Annotated in this window: 24 protein-coding genes; 12 read left to right on the plus strand and 12 right to left on the minus strand. The window is 36.5% G+C overall.

Translation table 11 applies throughout. The features are described from left to right. Window positions 1-20: 20 nt before the first annotated feature. Window positions 21-2,441 carry a heavy metal translocating P-type ATPase gene (locus BLP77_RS08035; RefSeq protein ID WP_093856609.1) on the plus strand — a complete coding sequence of 807 codons (2,421 nt, stop codon included), beginning with the start codon at window positions 21-23 and terminating at the stop codon, window positions 2,439-2,441. A gap of 119 nt (window positions 2,442-2,560) precedes the next feature. After that, complete coding sequence (locus tag BLP77_RS08040; RefSeq protein ID WP_245686831.1) at window positions 2,561-3,001, plus strand: RDD family protein; 441 nt, start codon at window positions 2,561-2,563, stop codon at window positions 2,999-3,001. Between the two features lie 329 nt (window positions 3,002-3,330). Here the strand turns inward: BLP77_RS08040 and BLP77_RS08045 are convergent, their stop codons facing one another. The 5 genes from BLP77_RS08045 to BLP77_RS08065 form a co-directional block, all read right to left on the minus strand. After that, window positions 3,331-3,510, minus strand: a complete 180-nt coding sequence (locus tag BLP77_RS08045) for a YfhD family protein (RefSeq protein WP_093856610.1) — start codon at window positions 3,508-3,510, stop codon at window positions 3,331-3,333. Between the two features lie 53 nt (window positions 3,511-3,563). Next, window positions 3,564-4,331 carry a MerR family transcriptional regulator gene (locus BLP77_RS08050; protein WP_218118850.1) on the minus strand — a complete coding sequence of 256 codons (768 nt, stop codon included), beginning with the start codon at window positions 4,329-4,331 and terminating at the stop codon, window positions 3,564-3,566. A gap of 57 nt (window positions 4,332-4,388) precedes the next feature. Next, window positions 4,389-4,778 carry a type II toxin-antitoxin system death-on-curing family toxin gene (locus tag BLP77_RS08055; protein WP_093856611.1) on the minus strand — a complete coding sequence of 130 codons (390 nt, stop codon included), beginning with the start codon at window positions 4,776-4,778 and terminating at the stop codon, window positions 4,389-4,391. 6 nt (window positions 4,779-4,784) lie between these two features. Next, entirely contained in the window at window positions 4,785-5,036 is a 252-nt protein-coding gene (locus tag BLP77_RS08060; protein WP_093856612.1) for an AbrB/MazE/SpoVT family DNA-binding domain-containing protein, read from the minus strand. Between the two features lie 305 nt (window positions 5,037-5,341). After that, window positions 5,342-5,929 carry a class I SAM-dependent methyltransferase gene (locus BLP77_RS08065; RefSeq protein WP_093856613.1) on the minus strand — a complete coding sequence of 196 codons (588 nt, stop codon included), beginning with the start codon at window positions 5,927-5,929 and terminating at the stop codon, window positions 5,342-5,344. 94 nt (window positions 5,930-6,023) lie between these two features. Between BLP77_RS08065 and BLP77_RS08070 the strand changes: the two genes are divergently transcribed. The 7 genes from BLP77_RS08070 to BLP77_RS08095 all read left to right on the plus strand — a co-directional run bounded on the left by BLP77_RS08070 (window position 6,024) and on the right by BLP77_RS08095 (window position 10,754). Next, window positions 6,024-6,719, plus strand: a complete 696-nt coding sequence (locus tag BLP77_RS08070) for an aspartate/glutamate racemase family protein (protein ID WP_093856614.1) — start codon at window positions 6,024-6,026, stop codon at window positions 6,717-6,719. Continuing rightward, complete coding sequence (locus BLP77_RS08075; protein ID WP_093856615.1) at window positions 6,719-7,324, plus strand: hypothetical protein; 606 nt, start codon at window positions 6,719-6,721, stop codon at window positions 7,322-7,324. The genes BLP77_RS08070 and BLP77_RS08075 overlap by 1 nt, the downstream gene beginning before the upstream one ends. 373 nt (window positions 7,325-7,697) lie before the next feature. Further along, window positions 7,698-7,901, plus strand: coding sequence for a hypothetical protein (locus tag BLP77_RS16020; protein WP_245686837.1), 204 nt, complete (start codon window positions 7,698-7,700; stop codon window positions 7,899-7,901). A gap of 191 nt (window positions 7,902-8,092) precedes the next feature. After that, window positions 8,093-8,815 (plus strand): hypothetical protein, encoded by a 723-nt coding sequence (locus tag BLP77_RS08080; RefSeq protein WP_093856616.1) that lies wholly within the window; start codon window positions 8,093-8,095, stop codon window positions 8,813-8,815. Continuing rightward, window positions 8,802-9,524, plus strand: coding sequence for a hypothetical protein (locus BLP77_RS08085; RefSeq protein WP_093856617.1), 723 nt, complete (start codon window positions 8,802-8,804; stop codon window positions 9,522-9,524). The genes BLP77_RS08080 and BLP77_RS08085 overlap by 14 nt, the downstream gene beginning before the upstream one ends. Before the next feature lie 108 nt (window positions 9,525-9,632). Further along, complete coding sequence (locus BLP77_RS08090; protein ID WP_093856618.1) at window positions 9,633-10,100, plus strand: hypothetical protein; 468 nt, start codon at window positions 9,633-9,635, stop codon at window positions 10,098-10,100. 18 nt (window positions 10,101-10,118) lie between these two features. Then, window positions 10,119-10,754, plus strand: coding sequence for a VC0807 family protein (locus BLP77_RS08095; protein WP_093856619.1), 636 nt, complete (start codon window positions 10,119-10,121; stop codon window positions 10,752-10,754). On the opposite strand, the gene BLP77_RS08100 is transcribed toward BLP77_RS08095, so the two are convergent. Then, a complete protein-coding gene (locus BLP77_RS08100) occupies window positions 10,751-11,290 on the minus strand; it encodes an LOG family protein (RefSeq protein ID WP_093856620.1) in 540 nt (179 codons plus the stop codon). The genes BLP77_RS08095 and BLP77_RS08100 overlap by 4 nt on opposite strands. A 98-nt stretch (window positions 11,291-11,388) precedes the next feature. Continuing rightward, on the minus strand, window positions 11,389-11,856 hold the full coding sequence (locus BLP77_RS08105) for a CBO0543 family protein (protein ID WP_143001415.1): 468 nt from the start codon (window positions 11,854-11,856) through the stop codon (window positions 11,389-11,391). A gap of 112 nt (window positions 11,857-11,968) precedes the next feature. On the opposite strand from BLP77_RS08105, the gene BLP77_RS08110 reads away from it, so the two are divergent. After that, window positions 11,969-12,205 (plus strand): hypothetical protein, encoded by a 237-nt coding sequence (locus tag BLP77_RS08110; protein ID WP_093856622.1) that lies wholly within the window; start codon window positions 11,969-11,971, stop codon window positions 12,203-12,205. Here the strand turns inward: BLP77_RS08110 and BLP77_RS16260 are convergent. The 5 genes from BLP77_RS16260 to BLP77_RS16025 form a co-directional block, all read right to left on the minus strand. After that, window positions 12,200-12,406, minus strand: a complete 207-nt coding sequence (locus BLP77_RS16260) for an SRPBCC family protein (protein WP_425427837.1) — start codon at window positions 12,404-12,406, stop codon at window positions 12,200-12,202. The genes BLP77_RS08110 and BLP77_RS16260 overlap by 6 nt on opposite strands. Continuing rightward, window positions 12,364-12,639 (minus strand): SRPBCC family protein, encoded by a 276-nt coding sequence (locus BLP77_RS08115; RefSeq protein ID WP_093856623.1) that lies wholly within the window; start codon window positions 12,637-12,639, stop codon window positions 12,364-12,366. Before BLP77_RS08115 ends, BLP77_RS16260 begins: the two co-directional genes overlap by 43 nt. 6 nt (window positions 12,640-12,645) lie before the next feature. After that, a complete protein-coding gene (locus tag BLP77_RS08120; protein WP_093856624.1) occupies window positions 12,646-13,008 on the minus strand; it encodes a VOC family protein in 363 nt (120 codons plus the stop codon). A 39-nt stretch (window positions 13,009-13,047) separates the two neighbouring features. Next, window positions 13,048-13,827 (minus strand): helix-turn-helix transcriptional regulator, encoded by a 780-nt coding sequence (locus BLP77_RS08125; RefSeq protein ID WP_093856625.1) that lies wholly within the window; start codon window positions 13,825-13,827, stop codon window positions 13,048-13,050. A 68-nt stretch (window positions 13,828-13,895) separates the two neighbouring features. Further along, a complete protein-coding gene (locus BLP77_RS16025) occupies window positions 13,896-14,003 on the minus strand; it encodes a putative holin-like toxin (RefSeq protein WP_222591097.1) in 108 nt (35 codons plus the stop codon). Between the two features lie 257 nt (window positions 14,004-14,260). Here BLP77_RS16025 and BLP77_RS08130 point away from each other — a divergent pair, with 257 nt between their 5' ends. Together BLP77_RS08130 and BLP77_RS15825 are read left to right on the plus strand one after the other, a co-directional pair. Next, on the plus strand, window positions 14,261-16,219 hold the full coding sequence (locus tag BLP77_RS08130; protein WP_093856626.1) for an aconitate hydratase: 1,959 nt from the start codon (window positions 14,261-14,263) through the stop codon (window positions 16,217-16,219). After that, window positions 16,220-16,396, plus strand: coding sequence for a hypothetical protein (locus tag BLP77_RS15825; protein ID WP_176753008.1), 177 nt, complete (start codon window positions 16,220-16,222; stop codon window positions 16,394-16,396). Window positions 16,397-16,659: the final 263 nt, after the last annotated feature.

Here is a 16,659-nt window from a genome sequence, read left to right on the forward strand (position 1 = left end):
TCGGGAAAGGAGAGAGATAGATGAGTACCGAGGAAAAGGAACGAAAACAGACCCAATTAGATGTAACAGGCATGACGTGTTCGGCTTGTTCAACCAGAATTGAAAAAGCTTTAACTAAAATGGATGGTGTGGATGCGAACGTTAACTTGTCGATGGAAAAAGCGTCTGTCACCTATGATGAAGATCAAACGTCTGTGAATGATATCGTTGAACGTATCAATAAATTAGGGTATGGCGTACAAGAAGAGAAAGTAGAACTCGACATCAGGGGCATGACATGTGCGGCATGTTCGACTCGTATTGAAAAAGGGCTCTCCCGTATGGAAGGGATTTCTCAAGCTAATGTCAATTTAGCAACTGAGTCAGGCACAATTGAATATACCCCTGGTATCGTATCCATTGAAGATGTTTTAGAGAAGGTCAAAAAGTTAGGTTACGAAGCATTTGTTAGACAAGATGACCAGGAACAACAATCACATAAGGAAAAAGAAATTCAAAATAAACGAAATAAATTTATATTTTCTGCCATCTTATCAGCACCACTTTTATTAACCATGATTGGTCATATGCCATTTGACATAGGACTGACTGTTCCGGCATTTATTGCGAATCCCTGGATACAGTTCATATTGGCTACGATCGTTCAATTTTATATCGGTTGGCCGTTTTATACCGGTGCATATCGTGCGTTAACGAATAAAAGTGCCAACATGGATGTGCTCGTAGCACTTGGAACTTCCGCTGCGTACTTCTACAGTGTCGTTCAAACGCTTATGTGGCACCAAGGCATAGTTGACAGTCCAGACTTATATTTTGAAACGAGTGCGATTTTAATTACATTAATTATTTTAGGTAAATATTTTGAAGCACTTGCTAAAGGTCGTACAACGACAGCTATTACAAATCTGTTGAAATTACAAGCTAAGGAAGCAACCATTTTAAGGGATGGACAAGAAGAACGAATTCCCGTTGAGCAGGTTCAAGTTGGCGATCATATCATTGTTAAGCCTGGTGAAAAAATTCCAGTAGATGGTGAGGTCATAGAAGGTTCTACCTCGATTGATGAATCGATGATTACGGGTGAGTCGATCCCAGTTGATAAGGCAGAAGATGATGCTGTCATTGGTTCGACGATTAATAAAAACGGTACGATTACAATGACCGCGAAAAAAGTTGGTAAGGATACTGCGCTAGCAGGGATTATTAAAATCGTCGAAGAAGCTCAAGGATCCAAAGCACCGATTCAACGTATGGCCGATAAAATTTCAGGTATTTTCGTCCCGATTGTTGTCGGAATTGCAGTCGTCACTTTTGCGACGTGGTTCTTTATCGTTGACCCAGGCATCTGGTCATCAGCACTTGAAGCATCCATTGCTGTATTAGTTATTGCGTGTCCATGTGCTTTAGGTTTAGCGACACCAACTTCAATTATGGTAGGCTCTGGTCGTGGAGCTGAACATGGTATTCTATTTAAAGGCGGGGAATATTTAGAAGGCACACAAGCCATTGAAGCTGTATTATTAGATAAAACAGGTACCATTACAGAAGGGAAACCCCGCGTTACGAACGTTGTGACAGTATCAGGTGCTGAAGAGGACTTTCGATTAGTCGCTGCTGCTGAAAAGCGTTCTGAACATCCTTTGGCTAATGCCATCATGGCCTATACAACGGAGAATGATATGACAGTTCAAGATCCTAATTCATTCGAAGCTGTTTCAGGACACGGTATTGAAGCAAGGGTAGAAAGTCATAACGTATTAGTAGGCTCACGTAAATTACTGACTGAAAAAGGTATTAACACTAAGTTAGCAGAAGAAAAACTTCAAGAATTTGAACGAGAAGGTCAAACAGCTATATTGGCAGCAATTGATGGGGAATTACGATTTGCCGTTGGAATTGCGGATACCGTTAAACCAACTTCACAACAAGCGATTAAAGAACTTCAAGCTATTGGTATAGATGTTTATATGATGACGGGTGATAATACCCGTACAGCAAAGGCCGTCGCAAGAGAAGTCGGCATTCCTGAAACGAATGTCTTTGCAGAAGTACTGCCAGAACATAAGGCAGGTAAAGTAAAAGAACTTCAAGAAGCAGGTAAAAAAGTCGCCATGGTGGGTGATGGCATTAATGATGCGCCTGCATTAGCAACTGCTGATATCGGTATGGCAATCGGAACCGGTACGGATGTTGCGATTGAATCAGCTGATGTTACATTAGTCGGTGGCGATTTATCAAACATTGCACAGGCGATTAAATTGAGTAAGACTACGATGCGCAACATTAAACAAAACTTATTCTGGGCGCTTTTCTATAACAGTGCCGGAATTCCTGTTGCTGCTTTAGGATTCCTTGCGCCATGGTTAGCAGGTGCAGCGATGGCGTTTAGCTCCGTCTCAGTCGTATCAAACTCATTGAGATTGAAAAAACAGCAAATATAACAATCACCGTATGATCCCGTTTTTTTCGGGGTCATTTTTTTGTGATTAAAGTTAATATTTTTAGATAATTCCAGCAAGTATTAATAAAATGATATTATAATTGAAGAAGGGGTGTTTTTATGTACGAGGAGTCAGATTACATATTTGATATTGATGAAGAAGATCCGGGAGGGTTTTGGCGTCGCTTATTGGCATTAATAATAGATGCTATTATAGTTGGTCTACCTGTTTCAGCCGTTGTCCTTTTGTTTATGGGTGAGGGAGCACCAGCTGAAGCTGCGATTGATCTTATTATGTTTTTGTATGGTGTTATTGTACCAGTTGTATGGAGCGGATATGTTGTAGGAAAGTATATTATGGGGGTGCGGATTGTGAAAGAGAATGGTGATAAATTAGGGATTGGCACGATGCTGATGCGTAATTTAGTTGCGGGTATAGCTTATGTTATTACTTTTGGGATATTACTTATTGTTAGTATATTAATGGTTGCGATCCGTGATGACAAAAAGGCGGTTCATGATTTTGTTGCCGGGACTAGAGTAATTAGGAGCAATCGCTAAAGTTTGTAATTTTTTTACCTGTTAAATCTTAAGTTTAAAGTTGGTTAATGAAACTCGGTATCCATTAAAAAAGTACCACTCATCAAAAGACGGCAGACATAACAATGCTTGTGGGTCTTTTGATAAGTAGTGCTTCTATTTTTAATATATATTTTATCATTCCCGGCGAGAAGACTCCCTCCTCAAGGAATATTGTCATCACAACGTCGAGTATTTTAAATTTCAAGCTAACGAGTAACTAAGGCATTAGCACGCTGTGTTTTTAGGTACTGTGTGTTTTTTATTTATCAAAGGAACCCTGGAATTCTCCAGAGTTCCTTTGATAAGATTTATCTCTTTTGATTTTTTACCCTTGTATCCGCTGCTCTGGCTCTTGCCTGTGCCTCTAAATCTTCGGAATCTGCTAATTCCTGTGAAAATTCCACATCACGAGCACTTAACTTTTGATTTTTAGGTGTTTGTGCCATGACGTTTTTGCCTTTACGGCGTTTGTGTTCATCTTTACCCATACTATCACCTCTTTAACAAGGGGTTATGGTTAGTATGTGTTAATGATCATTTTTTATTTATTGGCCATATTATTGCTGAAGATATGCATGGCATCACGCATAAATTGTGCTAAACCCTCACCATATTGATTAATATTTTTCGTAAATCGGGGGTCATTTACATACATGTCACCTAAACCACTGAACATCTCTGGCGAACACTCGTAGAAATTATCATTGATGAGTTGATACCATTGGCCAATCGCTTTTTGAACTTCATCTTCCTCAGGACTATGGTTCATTAATGAAGCTAAACGGTTATATATCTCATGTGATTGTTCTGAAATTGATTTCCAATCTTCTTCTGTATAGTTGGCCGTACGTTGCTGAGATTGCTTATAGGCATCGGTATGACCGTACTTTTCTTTCGTTTCTTTAGCATATTTAGTTTTGTGATTTTCTATGTCCTCCATACTGAAGTTTTCAAACATCTTTTTCTGATTCATGGATCCACCCTCCTTCATTGATGCAAATGTTTCATCAATGGTTTTAATCAGTTTTTCAAGGCGATGAATTTTCTTTTCTAAAAGTTCTCGATGTTTCATTAAGGTGTCTCTTTCATCAAAGTCATTATCCGTCATAATGTCTTTTATTTGTTTTAAGGAAAAATCGAGCTCCTTAAAAAAAAGAATGTGTTGTAACTGTGCTAAATTATCATCATCATAATAACGGTAGCCATTTTTAGCCACTTTTGAAGGCTTTAATAATCCAATCTTGTCATAATGATGTAGCGTGCGCACACTAATTCCAGACAATTCAGCTACCTCTTTAACTTGATACATGATCATCACCTCGATACTAACTGTAAGCTATAACGTAACGTGAGGGTCAATCATTTTTTATTTTTCTTCAGTATTATTTTGAAGCCATTTAACGATATCTTCAAAAGTCGACGAGCCATCAGCGATTGAAACAGTAAAATCTTCATTAATTTTGTCTTGTTTTTTAATCTTGTATCCATTTTTCTTTAAAAATATATCAGTGCACACAAAGGCTGTTCGCTTATTCCCATTGTAAAAACTGTGATTTTTAACTAAGGATTCAAACAAAGCAGCACCTTTGTCAAATAAGCTTTTATAAGCATCCTCACCAAAAACAGTCTGTTGGGGTCTAAAAATAGCAGACTCTAACAAGTGATGATCCTTAATTCCCGACTGTTCCCCTTCTCCATAACGTTTCATGATAACCATATGGATTGTTATAACTTCTTCCTTTGTTAAATAAATCATAACTTATTATCGATCCTTTAAATTTTTTAACACTTGATCATGGTCACGTAATGTCTTATCTAATTCGCGCACAAATTCAGAATCAACATATTGATCAATATTTGGTTTTGTCTCCATTACTAGTTGACTCCCATCATTTAAATATATGTCTACCTCAGACCCTTGATCTAATTTGAGTTCATCTAAAAATTCTTTTGGAATACTTACCCCCATACTATTACCCATTTGTACAATTTTCCGCGTTTTTTTGTACTCCACTATTAAAACACACCCCTTCGTTATTATGTAATTACATTATAACATAATAACATTAGAAGTGAAATAAAAATAGATGTATTGTATAATATGCATAGGTAATATTCTAATTATTTGGGATAAAATAAATATTAGCGTGGATTCTCATAATTCTCGGTGTCGGAAAAATATCAGTTATTACAAACGGCGAAGAATCGTGACGGATTTACATTCTTATGACTTGGAAGACAATGATCCAATGTTAAAAATAGTCGAATCAACTGATTGTACTTGTAACCATGTGCGATATTTCCCGGGAAATTGTCGAATTACTTACTTAATTTAGCTTTAAACAAAAGCTCATTATAAAACATGAATTTAGGGAATTGACTAATCTTTGTTGTTTGAAATCCAGCACCTTTGAACATATTTAGGTAGGACTGTTCATTTTGAAGATAATCACCTTTGTCAAACGTTCTCATAAACCAATTTTTTAAACATTTTTTATTTAATAAACAGGGTTCCAAAATGATGATCTCGCTGTCGTGATTTTTTAAAATGCGACGAAATTCCTTCAAATAACCAAGTATCATATCTTGAGGGATATGGTGTAAGACTGCGATAATTAAAATAACATCAATAGACTGATCTTGAATGGGTAATGTATGATTATTTAATATATTAAATTGGTATTGATGGTATTTCTTTTTAGCGAAGTTAATGCGCTTCTCGTCAGGGTCTAAACCCAAATAAAAATCTGGTGTAGATAACTCGCAATTTTTACCCGTACCAGCACCGAAGTCCAATACATATTTATTCTTTAAATTACAATGTTTATTAATTTGGTTGTGAATGTATTTTTGCGTAAACCATCGAGGTCTAACAAGTGAATGATATATTTGTGGTGAAAGTTGCATATTATACTCCCATGAATTATTTTACTTCGTTCAGTATTATGGCCTAACTAAATTTGTTTATGTGACTTAGTCTCTAAAAATGGAGGTATTAATGATGAAAACAATTGGTATCATTGGTGGAATGAGTTGGGAATCTTCAGCAACGTATTATCGCCTAATAAACGAAAAAGTAAATGAACAGTTAGGTGGTCTACACTCTGCGAAATGTATATTATATAGTGTCGACTTCTATGATATTGAAAGATGGCAATCTGAAGGTGATTGGTGGAAGGCTGGGGATTCGCTTTGGTATGCTGCTCGGTCATTGGAATTAGCTGGTGCGGATTTTATCATTTTAGCTACTAATACGATGCATAAAGTTGTAGAAATTATTGAACAACGTATTACCATTCCTGTTTTGCATATTGCAGATGCAGCAGCTAATGAAATTGAACGCCAAAACATAAAAAAGGTAGGACTGCTTGGAACAAAATATACGATGGAGCAGGATTTTTATAAGGATCGTGTCGAAAGTCATAATATGGAAGTTATAGTCCCAGAAGAACCAGAACATGAGCGTGTAAATGATATTATTTTTTCAGAGCTTGTTCTAGGAGAGATTAATTCAGAGTCGAAGAATTATTATTTGAGCGTTATTCAGCAATTAATTGACCAAGGTGCTGAAGGGATTATCCTAGGCTGTACGGAAATTGGTTTATTGATTAAGCAAGATGATGTATCTGTCCCAATTTTTGATACGACGGAGATTCATGTCCAAAGTGCTGTAGAAAAATCATTGGAGGAAGAGTAGTGCACTATTTTAAATGTTTTATAGTTTTTTCTTTTATTGTTTTGGTGGCTTGTAGTAGTTCGGCTGAAGAGGAAGGTATTGCTACAATCGAGCAACTTGATGAGTTTGAAACAAAAGAAGTTATGAATAGGTTAGGGCTAGGACCTGTTTTTGAATTTGATGTTACATATCATCAACCAGAGCAATCAGAATTTGAATTATGGTTGGAAGTTTATAAAGATGGCAAGTTATTAAATAGTAAGAAAGAAAGTCTGATGGTATCAGGTCGAATGTTACATGATTCGTTTGGATGGGCGATTATAGAATCTGGGCAAGGAAATGTCACGATAAAGTTCTACGAACAAAGAAATGAAGAGGAAGGTGGTGCGTATACTACTAAATTAAAAAATCACTTTGAAGAAGGTTATCCAACCGCTAGTGGTTATTTGTTTCAGGGAACAAAGGATTTAGAAGCTGGTAAAGAATACGCGTTAGCTTTTTATAGGCAAGGTGCACAAAAAAATCAGTTAAAGACCGGATACGATTCAGTTGAAGACATGATAGATGAATCTGCATTAATTTATTTATTAAAATTTCAAGTGAATAAAATTGAAGAAAATGAATGATTAAGTAGGGTGTTTTATACCCTGCTTATATTATTTTTAAAGGAATACGGCATTAATTGTCGAATTGTAATTAAGAGTGCGATAGAAATATTTTGGAGATGTTCAATGAAATGGAAAAAGTCATATATGTCGTTAGACACTGTAAAGCAACTGGGCAAGCACCAGAGTGGGAATTGACTGAACAGGGACAACAGCAAGCACAAGACCTTGCAGCTTTTTTTTGCAGGTAAGAAAGTATAAATTTTAACTTACCTGCATAAGTGCAACTACGTCTCTGACTTCGCCTAATAGGCTCGTCAATCGACGAGTTTTCTTTACGGAGGTTGAAATCGACCAAATTATATCAAGCCCTTATACACGAGCGATTCAGTCCATAATTCCTACAACAGAGGAAAAGGGGCTCAATATATTAGTACATCAACATTTAAAAGAGAGAATATTAAGTCAAGAGAAATTATATAATTGGATGGAATATCTTAAACAGTCATTTAAAGATGTTCATCAAGAATTACCTGGCGGTGAATCAAGCTTTGAAGCAACCCAAAGGTTTTTAACCTTATTAATGATATCAATTTAGGATCAAAACGAAAAAGTTTATTAGTAACGCACGGGAATTTGATGACCTTAATTTTAAGATATTTTGATCCAGATTATGGCTATGAGGAATGAAAAGGCCTAATGAATCCAGATGTTTATGAGATTGTACTTGGGAACCATACAAAAGTCAGACGGATTTGGAAGACATAAGGTTTTTTAGGGGGGTTGATCATGTTTAAAAATGATGAAGATCATGATACATATTTTGATGAGGAGTCTTCGAATAACCGAAATCTTAAAAATAAAGCATATGGAAAGCAACTTATGGCTGGCGTTATTATTCTAGCAGTGTTTATTGTCGGTGTTCAAATTGCAACTCTACCTCAAGAGACTGAATCTACAGAAGAAGCTGAAGAAAGCCATGAGGAAGAATTTGAGGACTCGACACCTGAACCAAGACATAATTGGCCGGAAGTGAACTCACAAGAAGAACTTGATCAACATTTTTATGATGTGGTTCCTGGACTTGAGAAAGCGGAACAATATGGTCTAGTGGATCAAACCAAGCAAATAATCGAATTTCAAAAAACTGATCGGACGATGGCCATTAACAAGACCTGGTACACGTCAGAGGGAATTTATTTTATTTATAGTACTAAGTTAAATGAGGAAGATTTAAAGGGCGACGGATCATTTTTTCTAAGTGTCTATCACAGTGAATTTGGTGATTCATTAATGCTCCCATTCAATAGTGTCCCAGGTACTGTTCAGCTTGATGACCGAATCTTCCGAGTAACTAAAATTCAACCAGTTGAAAATGAAGATGGTCAGCCTTTAGAGGAGGTAAATGGAGAGTTTGCTTTTGATTTTGAGTTAAATTTTATGGGGCGTCATTATGTATCTGAGGATCAAGAGATTGCCTTGTCTTATAGTTTTGAAGATGAACAACAATAATGTTTATGATGTTACTGTAAATGAGGAAATTAATAGGGATGAATTCACCTTAAATCTAATGAATTTTGAAAGCTTTTTATACGATAATTATATAAACATCCACTATGAACCACACTCTGATTACGAATTACAAGGAATATTCTTGGATTTGAAAGAAAGAGGCCAATATCCATACCACTACCCAAACTTAGAATTGAATCAAAGTGGAACACAAGAATTAAGGTTGTCCTTGGGAGCCTTTGATCAAGTGCCAGATAAAGCCCATATAGAGGTTTACGAAGTACAATTAAAAACCGATGAACAATTTGCATTTAAAATTGACACTACAGAACTTGAATCAAATGATATGAAGGAATATGAACAAATTGATGAAATCTTTCAAACTGAAATCCGTTTGGCTCATGTAAAGAATACAAAAGATGGTTTATATGTAACGCTCCGTTTTAATAATTTAAATGAGGAAAGTTATTTACTTTTTAGTGGGCCTCGCGTTTATCCAGAAGACTCTCATAATTATTTAACTGTAACAAATGAATCAGGGGAGAGGCATAACTTTAGCAGTTTTAGTTCATCACGATCAGAAAACAGAGTTGGATTTACTATACCTAAGGAATTTGTGGAGGAGTCTGAAGAAATTACAGTAGAACTTTCAAATCTATTATATGGGGTTAAAGTTGATGAGATGATAGAAATTCCATTAACCGAATAGTCTATGGGTAACAAGGTAAACAGTACTAGGAGATAAAATTACATATCATCCTGAGACAAAAAATAAGTTTTTGAAACTGTTACAAGCTAAAAATCAAAAGACCGGGTGATGACGATTAAGAAGCAAATTTTAATTTTAGGGTGTTTGTTAATTATAGTTAATGCCTGTTCGGATCAAGAAAAGGTCATAGAAAAAATAGAGGATAAGTCTGTATTTAACGTATTAATTATTCAAAAAGTAGAAGGAAATACTTCTTCCAATGACATGACTAAAATCGTCAAGGATCAACAAAAGATTGTAGAAGTTTTATCGATGGTTGAAGGGCTTAAAGTAGAAGAGGTAGATAATAATTTGGTTATAGAAGAAATGACATCTCAAAACGCCTATATGTTCGGGTTTATTGAAAATGAAAAAATGACGGGTGATCCCCTACCATATTCATTTAACGTTTTAGCTGATGGCACCTTTATTTTTTCTCATGATGAGCCGGATTCACTTTCAAAGCCACTTCAAACGGTTGATCAACATCAACAACTATTAGATGAGATGAAGCAGCTATTGGATATTGATTTTTAAAATGAAAGGAAAAAAGTTATGAAAAATTTTGTTTTACTTGATCTCATTTTTTATGTAGGAATACCGTTATTGATTTGGAATTATGGTCGGGACCCACTTGGTGATTATTATGCGATGCTTCTCTCTACAGTTCCTGGAATTATCTATACCATCTACCGTTTTATAAAACAAAAACAATTTAATATTGCCGGTCTTTTCATCATCGGCTCACTAATTGTCTCGACTACGGTAAATGTTATGTCTAATGGCGCTGAAAATATGCTCTGGAATCAAGTGTATTTAGGCTATGCGACAGCGGGCTTATTTTTGTTATCTATCATTCTGTTAAGACCACTCGCTTTATACTTTGCAGTTGATTTTGCCTACTTACAGGGTCATCCACGTGGAAATAGTAAGGCTCTATTTAATGCTAAAGGTCTTTTTAAGTGGTTTCAACTTTTAACTGGTCTGTTTGTGTTTCGTGGCATTTTCCAAAACAGTTTGAAGGCATGGCTAATTATGCAATATGGTGTTGATGGATATGACAAAATGCTCATATATTTACAGGTAACAGGATGGGTATTTACAGGGCTTATTATAATTAGTTACATCTTTATCAGTTCTAAAATTACCCAATATTTAAAGGAAAATGATTATCAAATACCTGCAAGTTAAGTGTTGATGATTTTTTCGATTAATGTCTGTGGGTCGTGTTCCATTATAATAAAATCTTTATAGTGAGGATCGGCAAACCCGTGCTCAATCATATGGTCAAATAGTTCCAGAAGCGGTGTATAGTAGCCGTTTGTATTAAGTAAAGCGCAGGGTTTATTGTGGTAGCCAATTTGTGCCCATGTGAAGGCTTCGAACCATTCTTCCATCGTTCCCGCACCACCTGGTAAGGCGATAAATGCGTTAGATAGCTCAGCCATCATGGCCTTTCGCTCATGCATGTTATTCACAACGTGTAGCTGGGTGATTTGATTGTTCATGACTTCGATTGACTTTAATTTTTCTGGAATGATGCCGATAACTTTACCGTCATTTTCTAATGCACCTTCCGCAACGGCTCCCATCAGACCCACGACGGCTCCTCCATAGACGAGTTCTATTCCTTCTTCAGCTATGATATTTCCTAGCTTCTTTGCTTGTTCTATGTAGTTAGGCTCATACCCATCTCGGGAACCACAGAATACAGCGATCCTCTTCATATGATTACTCCTCCATCTTTTTTAATCAACTTATTCTAATTTACTGCTATTTATGTAAGTTTTCAATCGGAGTTGGTAAATAAAAAATGCCATTACCCCTAATTGGAGTATGGCAAAGTTGAATCCTCATTGTTATCCGTCCAAAAATAATATTTATAAACGGAATAATAGGGCAGGAGATATGAAAAAAAGGTTTTGATGATATTCCAATTGTTACCGTATTTCAACCAACCCATTAAAAGGGCACATATTTCTGCAACGGTTGTGAAAAAAGAAAAAATGAAAATTAAAATGGTATTTAAGCCCTTTGTATGTTTAATAAAATAAATCATGAGTACGCTTAATATAGGATATAATCCAAGACTGAAAGGCATGGTTGATAAAAATTTCCCTTTTCTTATTCTTGGCTTTAAGATCCAATATTTCCGATAACTTCCCCAAACCTGAACCAGGGTTGCCATCACCCATACAAACGGAACTATTTTTATCAGAAGTTTTTTATCTTTTTTAAAAAACCAGAGACCTAAAATGTTAGGGATTATAAGTCCGCATATTATATTTCTCATCATAGTTAATCACCTACACAATAGACTTTGTAGACATTTAATAAATATTCATGATTTATGTGCAGGCAATGAAACCTTTGAGAAGGATCAAAAGCTTATTGGGCGTTTCGCTATGAAAATGATGATAAATATATCCGGATTATTTCGATGGCCGTTGATACAGCATTTAAGCGGGTTAGGTATTGGTAAAGGAGCTTTCGTAGGCAACCGAAAAGTGGGGAGGGACCGTGGCGCTAACATGGTGACATTAAATAGTGGGATTCGCGAAGAGCGCCAGTGGGCACATGAGTTTTATAGTAAAAACGGATTTGTTGATTCAGCAACAGGGATTTATAAAAATTTACTATAAATCATCTTTGAATGTTAGTCCTCTCTCTAGATATATTTTCAATAAGGTCATGGCTTCACCCCAACCAGTGGCGCAATCGATACATGCCTCTTGATCAGCCTTTGAATTGGAATAACCTGTCTCATGAAGTTCGATGAGCGTACCATTTCGAAAGGGTTTCAACTGAAAGCTGACTGTTGTAACAGAATCACCAGGGTCCACTGAAAAATAAAGGATTTATGGGGAATTGCCTCAATAATTTCTCCGCCGTCTTTAAAATCAGTTTGTTCTACACCAAAATCCTTCCATACAAATTGAATTTGTCCAGTACCAAATTCATTAATATTTATACTGGTTTCATCCGTAAACCACGTATTCCATGCATCCGCAGATGTCAAAGTTTGATAAACGTCTTCAGGATCACGTTTAACATATGTTCGATGTGAAATGGTCATTTCTTTCTACCTCACTTTTGAAAATTCTATTAGTTCAATTTGGTTTCCTGAAGGATCTTTAAAAACGTTATACAACCCAGGTGGGCATGGTTCCGGATTTTGAAAAGCAAAATGAACCCCATTTGTTTTTAATTGCTCAATATCTTCTACAAGATTTTCCGATTTGATAGCTAGTACAATATTATTCTGTGATTGGACATCTAGATCCTTATGCTCCTCTAAAATAAGTGGTATATTTGGATGTTTCAAACTCACAATACTTTCCCCATATTGTTGAGATAGCTCAAAACCTAATACTTCAGTGTAAAAATGGACAGATTCCTTTAAGTTTTTAACTCTTATCGTCATAACACATACTTGATCAAGCATAAGATTCCTCCTTTTTATATAAGATTACCATAACCTTCCTTAATTTATTTCTTCTCGTTTGCTTTTTTCAAAAAGTAAGTTTGGTAAATTGATTAAGATGGGTGGGTCTAATGGTGATGGCTCTCTTAAATGAATTGTTACGTGGCGGGTGGTGTTTTCTGTGATGTGAATGGGTTTAACAGCTTTCCCTCGCAAAGCATGATCAAGTAACAGATAGTCCCTGGGATTTAGACTTCGCTTGATTGAAGCGGCTAAAACATAATAGGTTCCCGTAGGCACGTTTGAAAAAGTACAAATCCTTTTCTTATGAAGCGCTGTTCCGATGATAGGTTTTTGATCTGGGATTGGTCGAGGGAATAAGCCGATAAAGATCCAGCCTTTAAATGCTTTAGGTGCTTGAACTGTACACATGAGTGTAGGGGTATCATTTTTTTTAAGTTTTGTCGTACGCTCGCTGTTTGTATGAAGCATCTTAGAGGATAATTGTTTTAGTTCGGTTTGAAATGTTTTTGGTGATACCCCTACGAACTGTTTAAATTTTGAACTGAATGTCCCAATGCTTTTATAGCCAACTTGAAGTAAAGCATTTAAGATGGAACGTTTAGAATCAAAAAGCTTCTGCTTACTTGCTTCGATTCTTAAAGCGGACAGAAAGTGTCTAGGTGAGATACCTGTCTCCTTTTTGAAAATCCGCACAAAATGGTAGTGGCTATAACCAACGTGTCTCGCTATGTCTTCAGTTGTAAGAGATTGGCCAAGATTGTTTTTCATATAGTTAATCGCATTAATGGCAATTCGTTCATGCTCTAAATTTTTCATGACTCAAACTCCCGAAAATTTCCGGATTTTAATAATGATTTTAAACCATAATATTCATCTGAACAACATTACTTTTTCTTCGTGATCGCAATAATAATTTGAACAATTAAAGAAATTAAGGTAACAATAAATGACCCAAATGCAAACAAGATTAAAATGTACCCATATCCATCCATGTTGTAGCACCTCCAAAATATTCCTCCGAGTTTAGGGTTTGTCCACATTATAAAATACGAACATGTGTTCGTAAACTATTTTATCCAAAATCGTACTATCTCACTACAAATAAGTGTAATTTTTAAGTATTTGTACAAAATAACCATTGATATAACTATTGCATAGGTTTTATTAAGTGGGTTTTTGGGGAAGTTTTTACATAGAAACGTTTTTAAACGTGGATATGTACGGAAATTTTAGAAAGGGGTTTTTATTGGTGAAATTAAATTTAGCGCAGAAATTAATTAAAGAGCATTTAGTTTCTGGTGAGATGGATCCTGGTACGGAAATTGGTCTAAAAATTGATCAAACTTTGTGCCAAGATGCGACTGGAACAATGGTCATGCTCGAACTGGAAGCAATGGGGGTTGATCAAGCCAAAACCGAGGCTTCGGCTCAGTACGTCGACCATAACTTAATTCAGGATGACCACCGTAACCCGGATGATCACTTGTTTTTAAGAAGTGCAGCTAAGCGATTTGGCTTATATTTTAGCCGCCCGGGAAATGGCGTTAGTCACCCTGTTCAAATGCAAAAGCTAGCTAAGCCAGGTAAAACGTTACTTGGTTCTGATAGTCATACTTGTGCTAATGGTTGTATGGGGATGCTTGCGATGGGTGCAGGTGGAATTGATGTCGCGATGGCTATTGCAGGTGAACCTTTTTATGTTAAGATGCCGCAAATTTGGGGTGTTAAAGTAACAGGAGAATTACCTGATTGGGTCAGTGCGAAAGATGTTATTTTAGAAATGCTTCGCCGTCATGATGTTAAGGGAGGAGTCGGTAAAATTCTCGAGTTTTACGGTCCAGGTTTGAAGAATCTCACAGCAATGGACCGCCATGTTATTGCTAATATGGGAGCTGAGTTAGGTGCTACGGCTACAGTTTTCCCTTCTGATAATGAGATTAAGCGCTTTTTGAAAACTCAAGACCGTGAAGAAGACTGGGTTGAATTAACGGCTGATAATGGTGCGGAATACGATCTTCATGATGAAATTGATTTATCGTCATTAGAACCGTTAATTGCTAAACCGTCAAGTCCAGGCAATGTTGTTCCAGTAAGCGAGCTAGCAGGTGAGTCTATTTACCAATCATACATCGGGTCTTCCGCTAACCCAGGGTATCGCGATTTTGCGATTGCAGCCGAAATTGTAAAAGGTAAAAGTATTGCGCAAGGGCTATCGTTTGATATTAATCCGTCATCACGTCAGATCTTAACGCAGCTTGTTGATAATGGCCATATCGCTAGCTTATTAAGTTCGGGAGCCCGTTTACACCAGGCCGGTTGTAACGGTTGTATCGGTATGGGGCAGGCACCTGCTTCTGGTCGAAATAGTTTGCGTACGACACCACGTAACTTCCCAGGACGTTCAGGAACAAAAGAGGATAGTGTATTTTTATGTAGCCCGGAGACAGCAGCAGCATCAGCCCTAACTGGTGTCATTACAGATCCGAGAACGTTAGAAATGGATTACCCTGATATTAAGGAACCGAAAGTTGATTTTGAAAAAGAAGAAGGCATGCTAGAGGAACCGATTCCTGAATCTGAAGGTATTAATGCTGAATTAGATAAAGGGCCAAACATCAAATCGATTCCGAAATTGGCACCAATTGAGAATAATTTCGAAGTACCGATTTTATTAAAAATGGGCGACAATATTTCAACGGATGAAATCTTAGCTGGTGGTTCGCGCGTCTTACCTTACCGTAGTAATTTACAGCGAATCAGTACCTTTACATTTGAAATCGTCGATGACACTTATTACGAACGTGCAATGAAGCAAAAGGATGATGGTGGTCACGCGGTCGTAGCGGGTTTTAACTATGGGCAAGGCTCAAGCCGTGAACATGCCGCATTGGCTCCAAGACACCTAGGGTTAAAAGTGGTACTCGTTAAAGACTTCGCACGTATTCATTTACAGAACCTGATTAACTTCGGTGTTTTACCATTAACATTTGTGAATGAAGATGATCTTGATAAACTGGAGTCTGGTGACATTTTACAATTTGAAAATGTTCGCGATAATCTCCCGAATAGCAACGAATTTGAAGTGGGTATTAAAGATAAGGATGAAAAGATAAAAGTTAAACACAGTTTAACGGATAGACATCTGGACATAATATTGGCAGGTGGCATCATCAATTGGATTAAAAACAAACAAGAAAGTGGGGTTTAAATGGGCTCTCAAGAATATAAATGTAAGGCTTGTGAAGGTAGCGGCCTTTTAATGGATGACGAAGAATGGCACTATACGTGTACCGTATGCGGTGGTGACGGTTTCGTTTCGGATTATGAAAACCGTGAACCAAGCCAGATTAGAGATGTTGATGAAAACAATCGAATTTTAGATTAATTAAAATGCTCCTCATTTGGGGAGCATTTTCATTTTGTGCAACTAACTATGATATGCGTGAATATATTAATTTATGCATAAAAAATAAAAAAATCAGGAAAAATAAAATAATAATAGCTCGCCTATTGGCGGGCTTTCTTTTTGTGGAAATTTAATATATTGGAATATACAATAATTTATTGGAGAAATTCCGAAATTAATTTGGAAATGGAAAGACTTTAGTTACATCTAATCATTATTTTGATAAACTTATTGTGATGTAT

This window comes from Tenuibacillus multivorans (genome assembly GCF_900103915.1).
Classification (GTDB): Bacteria; Bacillota; Bacilli; order Bacillales; family Alkalibacillaceae; genus Tenuibacillus; species Tenuibacillus multivorans.